Source organism: Leclercia sp. Colony189, from assembly GCF_009740165.1.
Taxonomy (GTDB): domain Bacteria; phylum Pseudomonadota; class Gammaproteobacteria; order Enterobacterales; family Enterobacteriaceae; genus Enterobacter.
Window position 1 is genome coordinate 169,551 of sequence record NZ_CP046557.1, and the last position, 12,256, is coordinate 181,806.

At 55.6% G+C, this 12,256-nt stretch carries 9 protein-coding genes, 1 tRNA gene and 1 other RNA gene; 9 read left to right on the forward strand and 2 right to left on the reverse strand.

What is annotated here, in order from left to right; translation table 11 throughout:
* The first annotated feature begins 31 nt into the window (after positions 1-31).
* On the forward strand, positions 32-2,359 hold the full coding sequence (locus GNG29_RS00810; protein WP_156653708.1) for a molybdopterin guanine dinucleotide-containing S/N-oxide reductase: 2,328 nt from the start codon (positions 32-34) through the stop codon (positions 2,357-2,359).
* Here the strand turns inward: GNG29_RS00810 and GNG29_RS00815 are convergent.
* Positions 2,322-2,768, reverse strand: a complete 447-nt coding sequence (locus tag GNG29_RS00815) for an N-acetyltransferase (protein WP_103177786.1) — start codon at positions 2,766-2,768, stop codon at positions 2,322-2,324. The two genes, GNG29_RS00810 and GNG29_RS00815, sit on opposite strands and share 38 nt — an antisense overlap.
* Positions 2,746-3,327 carry a DNA-3-methyladenine glycosylase I gene (tag, locus tag GNG29_RS00820; protein WP_103177787.1) on the reverse strand — a complete coding sequence of 194 codons (582 nt, stop codon included), beginning with the start codon at positions 3,325-3,327 and terminating at the stop codon, positions 2,746-2,748. Before tag ends, GNG29_RS00815 begins: the two co-directional genes overlap by 23 nt.
* 179 nt (positions 3,328-3,506) lie before the next feature.
* Between tag and GNG29_RS00825 the strand changes: the two genes are divergently transcribed.
* From GNG29_RS00825 to dppC, 8 genes are all read left to right on the forward strand, one after another.
* Positions 3,507-4,211: an autotransporter domain-containing protein gene (locus GNG29_RS00825; RefSeq protein WP_103177788.1), complete on the forward strand. Its 705-nt coding sequence runs from the start codon at positions 3,507-3,509 to the stop codon at positions 4,209-4,211.
* 205 nt (positions 4,212-4,416) lie between these two features.
* Positions 4,417-5,619, forward strand: a complete 1,203-nt coding sequence (locus GNG29_RS00830; protein ID WP_103177789.1) for an MFS transporter — start codon at positions 4,417-4,419, stop codon at positions 5,617-5,619.
* Positions 5,620-5,885: 266 nt separating this feature from the next.
* Positions 5,886-7,577 carry a kdo(2)-lipid A phosphoethanolamine 7''-transferase gene (gene eptB, locus GNG29_RS00835; RefSeq protein ID WP_103177790.1) on the forward strand — a complete coding sequence of 564 codons (1,692 nt, stop codon included), beginning with the start codon at positions 5,886-5,888 and terminating at the stop codon, positions 7,575-7,577.
* A 91-nt stretch (positions 7,578-7,668) separates the two neighbouring features.
* Positions 7,669-7,745: transfer RNA gene (locus GNG29_RS00840), tRNA-Pro, on the forward strand.
* A gap of 33 nt (positions 7,746-7,778) precedes the next feature.
* Positions 7,779-7,910, forward strand: a non-coding RNA gene (locus tag GNG29_RS00845) — RtT sRNA.
* 642 nt (positions 7,911-8,552) lie between these two features.
* Positions 8,553-10,160, forward strand: coding sequence for a dipeptide ABC transporter periplasmic-binding protein DppA (gene dppA, locus GNG29_RS00850; protein ID WP_103177792.1), 1,608 nt, complete (start codon positions 8,553-8,555; stop codon positions 10,158-10,160).
* A 162-nt stretch (positions 10,161-10,322) separates the two neighbouring features.
* Positions 10,323-11,342 carry a dipeptide ABC transporter permease DppB gene (dppB, locus tag GNG29_RS00855; protein WP_103177793.1) on the forward strand — a complete coding sequence of 340 codons (1,020 nt, stop codon included), beginning with the start codon at positions 10,323-10,325 and terminating at the stop codon, positions 11,340-11,342.
* A 9-nt stretch (positions 11,343-11,351) separates the two neighbouring features.
* The gene (gene dppC, locus GNG29_RS00860) at positions 11,352-12,248 is read left to right on the forward strand and encodes a dipeptide ABC transporter permease DppC (protein WP_103177794.1); all 897 of its coding nucleotides are present in this window, start codon (positions 11,352-11,354) and stop codon (positions 12,246-12,248) included.
* The last annotated feature ends 8 nt before the right edge of the window (positions 12,249-12,256 follow it).

A 12,256-nucleotide genomic window follows, 5' to 3' on the forward strand; every position in this document is an offset into this window, starting at 1 on the left:
ACCTGCAACCGGCAATCCAGGAGCACACGCTGTGACCACTTCAACGAAAACCATTCTGACTGCAGCCCACTGGGGGCCCATGCTGGTCGAGACCGACGGCGAGACGGTGCTGTCATCCCGCGGCGCGTTGCCGACAACCTATCCCAACTCCCTGCAGACCGCGGTGCGCGACCAGGTGCACAGCAAAACCCGCGTGCGCTGGCCGATGGTGCGTAAGGGGTTTCTCGCCTCGCCGGATAATCCGCAGGGGGTGCGTGGGCAGGATGAGTTTGTGCGCGTCAGCTGGGATGAGGCGCTGACGCTTATCGATGCGCAGCATAAACGCATTCGCCAGAGCTATGGCCCATCGTCCATTTTCGCCGGTTCGTACGGCTGGCGTTCCAATGGCGTGCTGCACAAAGCCGCAACCCTGCTTCAGCGCTATATGAGCCTGGCGGGCGGCTATACCGGCCATCTGGGGGACTACTCCACCGGTGCGGCGCAGGCCATCATGCCGTATGTGGTGGGCGGCAACGAAGTGTATCAGCAGCAGACCAGCTGGCCGCTGGTGCTGGAGCACAGCGAGGTGGTGGTGCTCTGGAGCGCCAACCCGCTCAACACCCTTAAGATCGCCTGGAACGCCAGCGACGAGCAGGGCATCCCCTATTTCGACGCGCTGCGTAAAAGCGGCAAGCGCCTGATCTGCATCGATCCGATGCGCTCCGAAACCATGGATTTCTTTGGCGAGCGCGCCGAGTGGATCGCCCCGCATATGGGCACCGATGTGGCGATGATGCTCGGCATCGCCCATACGCTGGTTGAGAATGGCTGGCAGGATGAGGCGTTTCTTGCCCGCTGTACCTCCGGGTATGAAAAATTTGCTGACTACCTGCTTGGAACGACGGACGGTATCGCCAAAACCGCCGAGTGGGCCGCCGACATTTGTGGCGTTCCGGCAGATAAAATTCGTGAATTGGCGGCGTTATTCCACAATAACACCACCATGCTGATGGCGGGGTGGGGGATGCAGCGCCAGCAGTTTGGTGAGCAAAAACACTGGATGCTGGTCACCCTCGCGGCGATGCTCGGCCAGATTGGTACGCCGGGTGGCGGCTTTGGCCTGTCGTATCACTTTGCTAATGGCGGTAACCCGACGCGTCGGGCGGCGGTGCTGGCCTCGATGCAGGGTTCGGTCAAGGGCGGTACCGACGCGGTGGATAAGATCCCGGTCGCCCGCATTGTGGAAGCCCTGGAAAATCCCGGCGGTTTTTATCAGCACAACTGCCTGGATCGCCACTTCCCGGATATCCGCTTTGTCTGGTGGGCAGGCGGGGCTAACTTTACCCATCATCAGGATACCAACCGCCTGATCCGCGCCTGGCAAAAACCGGAGCTGGTGGTAATCTCCGAATGTTTCTGGACGGCGGCGGCGAAGCATGCCGATATCGTGCTGCCGGCGACCACCTCGTTTGAACGCAACGACATGACCATGACCGGCGACTACAGCAACCAGCATATGGTGCCGATGAAGCGGGTTGTGGCGCCGCGCGATGAAGCGCGTGACGATCTTGATGTGTTTGCCGAGCTGAGCGAGCGCTGGGAGCCGGGCGGCGGCGAGCGTTTCACCGAAGGTAAAACCGATCTGGAGTGGCTGGAGACGTTCTATGAGATTGCCGGGCAGCGCGGCGCGGCACAGGGAGTGACCTTAGCACCCTTCGCCGAGTTCTGGGAAGCCAATGATATCGTCGAAATGCCGGAATCTGAGGTGAACGCCAGATTCGTGCGCTTCGCGGATTTCCGTCGCGATCCCGAGGGCCATCCGCTTAAAACCGAGAGCGGCAAAATCGTGATTTACTCCGAGCGGATCGCCAGCTTCCAGTATGCCGACTGTCCGCCGCACCCGATGTGGCTGGCGCCGGACGAGTGGCATGGCAATGCTGAGCCGGGGCAGTTACAAATTCTCTCTGCCCATCCGGCGCATCGTCTGCACAGCCAGTTGAACTACTCCTCACTGCGCGAGCAGTATGCGGTGGCCGGACGCGAGCCGGTGACGCTCCACCCGGATGACGCCAGCGCGCGCGGTATTGCCGATGGCGACGTGGTCCGCGTCTGGAACCATCGCGGGCAGGTCCTGGCAGGCGCGGTGGTCAGCGAGGGCATCAAGCCGGGGGTGATCTGCATTCATCAGGGGGCATGGCCGGATCTGGATCCTGATAACGACGGGATTTGTAAGAACGGGGCGGTCAACGTGCTGACCAAAGATCTCCCCAGCTCGAAGCTGGGGAATGGCTGCGCGGGAAATACTGCGCTGGCGTGGCTGGAAAAATATCAGGGGCCGGCGCTTACGCTGACGGCGTTTGATCCGCCTGCCAGCTCATAAGCCAGGTCGGGTGTTGGGTATCTTCCTGCCAGGCGCTGTCTTCAATGCGAAAGCCCTGAGCGTGGTAGAAATTCACCGCCCGATTGTTCTTCTGGTAGACCTCGAGACTTAAAGAGGGGTAGCGCTGCTGAACATGTTTTATCAGCGCATGCCCGATCCCTTTGCCCGCAAAGGCCGGATCGACAAACAGCGCGCCGATAAACCGGGATTCCATCACGCTGATAAACCCGCGAAGCTGGCCTTTCTCTTCCCATACCCATGTCTCGGCCGACGGCAGGTAAACCTCTCGCACCACCGCTTTGCTCTCCAGCCAGTATTGCGCATCGATAAAGGGATGGGCGACGGTGGTGCTCTCCAGCCAGAGTGTCAGCAGGGGCTCGACATCGTCATTGAGCCATTTGCGGATCATGTTGACCTCCGGGGTGACAGTGGCAGGCGGTGACGTGATCGTTGACCAGCCCGCAGGCCTGCATAAAGGAGTAACAGATGGTGGTGCCCACGAATTTAAAGCCGCGCTTTTTCAGCGCCTTCGACAGGGCATCTGAGGCTGGCGTAGAGGTGGGGATCTCTGCAAGCGTCGCCGCCTGGGTCACCTGCGGGATGTTATCGACAAAAGACCAGACGAAATCGGAAAAGCGCTCGCCGTTCTCTTCCATCGCCAGATAGGCCCGGGCGTTGCCGATAATGGCTTCGATTTTGCCGCGATGGCGGATAATCCCCGCGTCCAGCACTAACCTGTCGACATCGGCAGAGGTCATCCCGGCGACAAGGACCGGATCAAACTGGTGAAAGGCCTGACGATAGTTTTCCCGTTTTTTAAGCACGGTGATCCAGGATAAACCGGCCTGCTGACCTTCGAGACAGATCATCTCGAATAAATGCTTTCCGTCAGTTTCCGGTACGCCCCACTCTTGATCGTGATAGGCGATATAAAGCGGATCCTGGCTAACCCAGCCACAACGTTGCATCGTTTCTCTCCCTATTTGCTCCTGAAATTACAAAAATTTCAATCGACCCGGCTTGACGTGTCACCTAAAGAGACAATAGTTAATACAGGTTGATACGCAACATCCCTCATGTTGCAACCTGGCCTCAATTAAACAAACACAAATATCGCCGAACTCGGCTCTTCTCTGGAGTCGCTTTGATGATGATAAAAAATATCAGTGGCCGCCATGCCGTGACAGGTATGGCGAGCTTGTTGGCCTGTCTGATTTCAGGCAACACAGCAAACGCCTGGCAACAGGAATATATCGTTTCGGATACAAAAAGTAATACCACCGAGCGTTATACATGGGACGACGATCACCAACCGCGGTATGAGGACATTCTCAAAGAGCGGATCCTCTCCTCGCAGAATACGCCCGGTTTAGCGCTGAATTTACCTGATTCCTCTCCTGTGGAGGCTACCAGCTCAATGAGTGTGGGCTGGAGTATTCCCGTGGCCCGCCGTTTCACGACCGGACCGGTTGCCGCCTGGCACTATGACGGCTCCACGCCCAATATGTACAACGAGTTTGGCGATAGCGTGAACACGCAGTCGCTGATCGACCCGCTGTGGCACGCCAGCGTAAGTACGCTCGGCTGGCGCGTGGATACGCGCGTGGGCGATGTGCGACCGTGGGCGCAAATCAGTTATAACCAGCAGTTCGGTGATAATCAGTGGAAAATGCAGTCCGGCCTGGGACGCCTGGTGCCGTCCACCCAATACGGTAACTGGATGGATGTCACCGTCGGGGCCGATATGCTGATCAATCCTCATATGGCGGCCTATGCCTCGATGTCGCAGGCTGAAAATATGACCACCGGCGAGGATTACCTTTATACCCTCGGCGTCAGCGCCAGGTTCTGAATTAGGCACGTAAATCGCCTGTGCAGCGCCGGAAGCGAGCCTTCTCCGGTGCGGTTCAGACGGTTGTCCAGGCCATTCATTCCTGATTTTCGGCATTTCATTCCACGCCCTCTGCATTTCATGCCGTTTTACCCCTGGTAAGGTAAGGTTTTGGATAACGTTGTCAGCAGTGAATTTCCCTTTTTTCTGCTGCAGGACAACTGCCATGAACACTTCAACTTACAACCGCACCCGCTGGCTGACCCTCTTCGGTACTATCGTGACCCAGTTCGCTCTGGGGTCGGTCTATACCTGGAGCCTGTTTAACAGCGCCCTTTCCGACAAACTCAATGCCCCGATAAGCCAGGTGGCTTTCTCCTTTGGTTTGCTGAGCCTGGGCCTGGCGCTCTCTTCGTCCATCGCCGGTAAATTACAGGAACGCTTCGGCGTGAAGCGCGTCACGATGGCTTCCGGTGTGTTGCTGGGGCTGGGCTTCTTCCTGACCGCCTATTCCAACAATCTGATGATGCTGTGGCTGAGCGCCGGGGTGCTGGTCGGGCTGGCGGATGGTGCAGGCTATCTCTTAACCCTGTCGAACTGTGTGAAATGGTTCCCGGAGCGTAAAGGGCTGATCTCCGCCTTTGCCATCGGTTCTTATGGCCTTGGCAGCCTGGGCTTCAAATTTATCGACAGCCAGTTACTCGCCACCGTCGGCCTTGAAAAGACCTTTATGATCTGGGGCGCAATCGTGCTGGTGATGATCCTGTTTGGCGCTACCCTGATGAAAGATGCGCCGCAGCAGGAGGTGCAGACGGTCAATGGCGTTGTCGAGAATGACTTTACGCTGGCCCAGTCGATGCGTAAGCCGCAGTACTGGATGCTGGCTGTGATGTTCCTGACGGCCTGCATGAGCGGTCTGTATGTGATTGGCGTAGCGAAAGATATCGCCCAGGGGATGGTAAAACTGGATGCGGCAACAGCGGCCAACGCGGTAACCATTATCTCTATCGCCAACCTCTCTGGTCGCCTGGTGCTGGGGATCCTCTCCGATAAAATTGCCCGTATCCGTGTCATTACCCTCGGCCAGGTGGTTTCCCTGGTGGGAATGGCGGCTCTGCTTTTCGCCCCGCTCAACGAAGTGACCTTCTTTGCGGCTATCGCCTGCGTCGCGTTTAACTTCGGCGGCACCATCACCGTCTTCCCGTCGCTGGTCAGTGAGTTCTTCGGCCTGAATAATCTGGCGAAAAACTATGGCGTTATTTATTTAGGTTTTGGTATCGGCAGTATTTGCGGTTCGCTTATTGCTTCGCTGTTCGGCGGTTTTTATGTGACTTTCTGCGTAATATTCGCCTTACTTATCCTGTCTCTGGCCCTGTCCACCACTATTCGCCAGCCGCAGCGTGAAGTGTTGCAACAAGCGCATGCTTGATTAAAACTACCTCTAAGGGCCGGATATTCCGGCCCTTTTTGTTTTTATAAACTGTAAAGAACAGGCCGGTTGTAGGCCATCGGACTTGTTTTTTTGTAAATATTTGCAGGGATCACATTCTCTGCTGCCACTTTTTCTTTTCCCTGTGGTCTACTTACCGCGCTTAAAGACGTTTCTTATAACGTACTCCCAGGCAATGAAATAACCTGTTCACTTTTTGACCAAGAGTGAAGCGGCTCTACTTTACCTTTTTCCAGGTTGCATTAATGAAATATATCAAAGCGATGACGCAACAAAAGCTCAGCTTTTTACTTGCGTTGTACATCGGTCTGTTTATGAATGGCGCGGTTTTTTTCCGTCGGTTTGACGGTTATGCGCAAGACTTTACCGCCTGGAAAGGAATCGCTGCGGTCGTTGAACTGGTTGCTACTGTACTGGTTACCTTCTTTTTACTGCGTTTGCTGTCGCTGTTTGGCCGCCGTGTCTGGCGGGTACTCGCCACGCTGGTGGTGCTGTGCTCGGCAGGTGCCAGCTATTACATGACCTTTATGAACGTGGTGATCGGCTACGGCATTATTGCTTCGGTGATGACCACAGATATCGACCTCTCGAAAGAGGTGGTCGGTTTACACTTTATTCTCTGGCTGGTTTGCGTCAGCATCCTGCCGCTACTGCTTATCTGGAACAACCGCTGCCGCTATACGTTGTTGCGCCAGCTGCGTACCCCCGGACAGCGCACCAGAAGCGCTGCGGTGGTGGTGCTGGCAGGCTTAATGGTCTGGGGACCTATCCGCCTGCTGGATTTACAGCAGAAGAATGTCGAGCGTACCTCCGGCGTGGATATGCCGAGCTATGGCGGCGTGGTGGCGAACTCCTATCTGCCTTCAAACTGGATCTCCGCGCTGGGGTTATACGCCTGGGCGCAGGTGGATGAATCTTCCGACAATAAATCGCTGTTGAATCCGGCGAAGAAATTCACCTATCAGGCGCCTTCGGATCTGGATGACACCTACGTTGTCTTCATTATCGGTGAAACCACGCGCTGGGATCACATGGGCATTCTGGGCTATGAGCGGGATACCACACCGAAACTGGCGCAGGAGAAAAACCTTGTCGCCTTCCGCGGTTACTCCTGCGATACCGCGACCAAACTCTCGTTGCGCTGCATGTTCGTGCGTGAGGGCGGGGCGAGCGATAACCCACAGCGAACGCTGAAAGAGCAGAACGTCTTCTCAGTGCTGCGTCAGTTGGGCTTTACCTCCGACCTCTATGCGATGCAGAGCGAGATGTGGTTCTACAGCAATACCATGGCCAACAACATTGCCTACCGTGAACAGATTGGCGCTGAGCCGCGTAACCGCGGTAAAAGCGTGGACGACATGCTGCTGATCGACGAGATGCAACGCTCGCTGGAGAGCAACCCGAACGGTAAACATCTGATTATCCTGCATACCAAAGGGTCGCACTTTAACTATACCCAGCGTTATCCGCGTAGCTTTGCGAAATGGACGCCGGAGTGTAAAGGCGTGGATAAAGACTGCAGTAAACAGCAGCTGATCAACTCTTACGACAACTCGGTGACCTATGTGGATCACTTTATCGACAGCGTGATTGACCAGCTGCGCGATAAGAAAGCCATTGTTTTCTATGCCGCCGACCACGGTGAGTCGATTAACGAGAAAGAGCACCTGCATGGTACGCCGCGCAAGATGGCCCCGCCGGAGCAGTTCCGCGTACCGATGATGGTGTGGATGTCTGATAAGTATCTGGAGAACCCGGAGAAAGCCAAAATGTTTGCGCATCTTAAAGCGCAGGCGGATATGAAGGTGGCTCGTCGTCATGTGGAACTGTACGACACCATTCTCGGTTGCCTCGGTTACACCTCGCCGGACGGCGGGATTAACGAGAATAACAACTGGTGTAAAGTGCCGGACAGCGCCGCGAAAGCCGCAAAGTAACGGGCCTGGCGACTTTATAGCCGATCGAAAGGCTTTTGCAAAATAAGGGATTGACGGAGGCAGAGCGTAGCAGTAAGATGCGCTCCGCATTCGGCGAGTAGCGCAGCTTGGTAGCGCAACTGGTTTGGGACCAGTGGGTCGGAGGTTCGAATCCTCTCTCGCCGACCACATTCGAAACCCCGCTCTTTGAGCGGGGTTTTTTGCATCTGAAGGTTATGAGGATGAGAACCTCCGGGGCAGGAGGTTCGACTCGAGCGAAGCGAGAGAACGTTGCTTCAGCAACGGCCCGCAGGGCGAGTCACGGAGTGACGAGTTATCCTCTCTCGCCGACCACATTCGAAACCCCGCTCTTTGAGCGGGGTTTTTTGCTTTTATGGGTTACAGTAATACACCCCATCAGAACGTTATTATTCAAAAGTAATTAAAATAGCGGTTACCGCGCTTTCCCCCTGCCTGTTAACGATTATGTGACATATTCCATTGTATTTTTTTATATATGGAATGATCTTTTTTCGCGTTGCTTATACATAACCTCAGCATTTTCCCCTGTGCGTTTTAACGTTCACGGCATTTAGTGCGCAGATAATCGCCATTTTGTAAGAAAATTTACCCCGGTTGAATAAATGTTAATCACTGGTTGTAGCAGAATGCATAGAGAGTTGTGCTGCATCATGGCGGGTAGCATAAATTTCCCTGCTGAAAATAGGCCCCGGTGGTTTTTTTAATCTTTGTTTGCCAATTCTCACACTTAGCGTAAATCCCCGTCACCTGTATTGACGTTTTCACATTCTGTTGACAGATTGTAGGGCACGAGGGGCATTTCAGGGAGGATCTGCGCTGCAACTCAGTCGCTCTTCTGAAAGGAATCTCCATCCCTTATCACGCCTTAGGGCAACACCGACCAGACCGGGTAAAAAAAAATTAAAGGTCAGGCGGAGTAACACAACAAAAACATCACATTGGAGCAGAATAACAATGAGTATTTCCTTGAAGAAGTCAGGGATGCTGAAGCTTGGTCTGAGCCTGGTAGCCATGACTGTCGCAGCAAGCGTACAGGCAAAAACCCTGGTCTACTGTTCTGAAGGCTCGCCGGAAGGCTTTAACCCACAGCTCTTTACCTCTGGTACAACGTACGACGCAAGCTCTGTACCTATCTATAACCGTCTGGTTGAATTCAAAACCGGTACTACGGAAGTTATTCCGGGTCTGGCAGAGAAGTGGGACATCAGCGAAGACGGCAAGACCTACACCTTCCACCTGCGCCCGGGCGTGAAGTGGCAGGACAGCAAAGAATTTAAACCTACGCGCGACTTTAACGCCGACGACGTGGTGTTCTCCTTTGACCGTCAGAAAAATGCCCAGAACCCGTACCACAAAGTATCCGGCGGCAGCTATGAATACTTTGAAGGGATGGGTCTGCCGGATCTGATCAGCGAAATCAAAAAAGTGGACGACAACACCGTTCAGTTCGTGCTGACCCGTCCGGAAGCGCCATTCCTGGCTGACCTGGCTATGGACTTCGCCTCTATTCTCTCTAAAGAGTATGCGGACAACATGCTGAAAGCTGGCACCCCGGAGAAAGTTGACCTGAACCCAATCGGTACCGGTCCGTTCCAGCTGCTGCAGTATCAGAAAGACTCCCGCATTCTTTACAAAGCGTTTGAAGGTTACTGGGGCACCAAGCCGCAGATCGACCGTCTGGTCTTCTCCATCACGCCTGACGCCTCCGTGCGTTACGCCAAGCTGCAGAAGAACGAGTGCCAGGTTATGCCGTACCCGAACCCGGCTGACATCGCGCGCATGAAGCAGGATAAAAACATCAACCTGATGGAGCAGGCGGGTCTGAACGTCGGCTATCTCTCCTTCAACACCGAGAAGAAACCGTTTGATGACGTGAAAGTACGTCAGGCGCTGACCTACGCGGTGAACAAAGAAGCGATCATCAAGGCCGTTTATCAGGGCGCTGGCGTTGCCGCGAAGAACCTGATCCCACCAACCATGTGGGGCTACAACGACGACGTTAAGGATTACACCTATGACGTTGAGAAAGCGAAAGCGCTGCTGAAAGAAGCGGGCCAGGATAAAGGCTTTACCGTTGAGCTGTGGGCGATGCCAGTACAGCGTCCTTACAACCCGAACGCGCGCCGTATGGCAGAAATGGTTCAGGCTGACTGGGCGAAAATCGGCGTTCAGGCCAAGATCGTGACCTACGAGTGGGGCGAGTACCTCAAGCGTGCTAAAGCGGGTGAGCACCAGGCTGTGATGATGGGCTGGACCGGTGACAACGGGGATCCGGATAACTTCTTCGCGACCCTGTTCAGCTGCGCCGCGGCGAAGGATGGTTCTAACTACTCTCGCTGGTGCTACAAGCCGTTTGAAGATCTGATTCAGCCGGCGCGTGCCGCAGAAGATCACAACAAGCGTATCGAACTGTACAAACAGGCTCAGGTTGTCATGCATGAGCAGGCGCCAGCGCTGATCGTGGCTCACTCAACCGTGTACGAACCAGTGCGTAAAGAAGTTAAAGGCTATGTGGTTGATCCACTGGGCAAACACCACTTCGAAAACGTCTCTGTTGAATAATTAAAAGCGTAAGGGGTGCGACAGCACCCCATGCCCGGCGGCGCTGCGCTTGCGCGGGCCTACAAATGTAGGCCGGGTAAGCGCAGCGCCACCCGGCAGTAGTTTTGTGAGCAATACAGACGTCGCGCCTCCAGGCGTACGTCATTAGAGAGAATCCGGGTTATGTTGCAGTTCATCCTCCGACGTCTGGGACTTGTTATCCCTACGTTTATCGGTATCACCCTTCTCACCTTCGCTTTCGTCCATATGATCCCCGGTGACCCGGTAATGATTATGGCGGGCGAGCGTGGCATTTCTCCTGAACGTCATGCACAGCTGTTGGCCGAACTGGGGCTGGATAAGCCGATGTGGCAGCAGTACCTCCACTATATCTGGGGTGTGATGCATGGTGATTTGGGCATTTCGCTGAAAAGCCGTCTTCCGGTGTGGGAAGAGTTCGTACCACGTTTTAAAGCGACGCTGGAGCTCGGTGTCTGCGCCATGATTTTTGCCGTCGCCGTTGGTATTCCGGTGGGCGTGCTGGCTGCGGTAAAACGTGGCTCCATCTTTGATCATACTGCCGTTGGCCTGGCGCTGACCGGCTACTCCATGCCTATCTTCTGGTGGGGCATGATGCTGATTATGCTGGTTTCGGTGCAGCTGAACCTGACGCCTGTCTCAGGACGCGTCAGCGATATGGTCTTCCTCGATGACACCAATCCGCTGACCGGCTTTATGCTGATCGACACGGCTATCTGGGGTGAAGAGGGCAACTTTATTGATGCGCTGGCACACATGATCCTGCCTGCGATGGTGCTCGGGACAATCCCGCTGGCGGTCATCGTGCGTATGACCCGTTCGTCGATGCTGGAAGTGCTGGGCGAGGACTACATCCGTACTGCCCGCGCCAAAGGGCTGACCCGTATGCGGGTGATCATCATTCATGCACTGCGCAACGCCATGCTGCCGGTGGTCACGGTTATCGGTCTGCAGGTGGGGACGCTGCTGGCAGGGGCGATTCTGACCGAAACCATCTTCTCCTGGCCGGGCCTGGGCCGCTGGTTGATTGACGCGCTGCAGCGCCGTGACTATCCGGTGGTTCAGGGCGGTGTGTTGCTGGTGGCGACGATGATTATCCTCGTCAACCTGCTGGTCGATTTGCTGTACGGCGTGGTGAACCCGCGTATTCGTCATAAGAAGTAAGGGGCCATCATGTCACAAGTTACTGTAAATAAAGCTGCACCGGTGCCAATGACGCCGATGCAGGAGTTCTGGCACTACTTCAAACGCAACAAAGGCGCGGTGGTAGGGCTGGTATACGTTTCCATCATGATCCTGATCGCCGTGTTTGCGAACGTGCTCGCGCCGCATAACCCGGCGGAGCAGTTCCGTGATGCGCTGCTTGCACCCCCGGTATGGCAGGACGGCGGCACCCTGACGCATCTGCTGGGTACCGATGACGTGGGCCGTGATGTGCTTTCCCGTCTGATGTACGGCGCACGTCTGTCGCTGCTGGTTGGCTGTCTGGTGGTGGTGCTGTCGCTGATCCTCGGCGTGGTGCTGGGCCTGATCGCTGGTTACTTTGGCGGCCTGATTGATAACACCATCATGCGTATCGTCGACATCATGCTGGCTCTGCCAAGCCTGCTGCTGGCGCTGGTGCTGGTGGCGATCTTCGGCCCGTCAATCGGCAACGCCGCGCTGGCCCTGACCTTTGTTGCCCTTCCTCACTACGTGCGATTAACCCGTGCGGCGGTGCTGGTGGAAGTGAACCGTGACTACGTTACCGCCTCTCGCGTGGCGGGCGCTGGCGCGATGCGTCAGATGTTCATCAACATTCTTCCAAACTGCCTTGCGCCGCTGATTGTTCAGGCGTCGCTCGGCTTCTCTAACGCCATTCTCGATATGGCCGCCCTTGGCTTCCTTGGCATGGGTGCGCAGCCGCCAACACCGGAGTGGGGCACCATGCTCTCCGACGTGTTGCAGTTCGCGCAAAGCGCCTGGTGGGTCGTGACCTTCCCGGGTCTGGCGATCCTGCTGACGGTGCTGGCATTTAACCTGATGGGTGATGGTCTGCGTGATGCACTTGATCCCAAACTGAAGCAGTAAGAGGCACG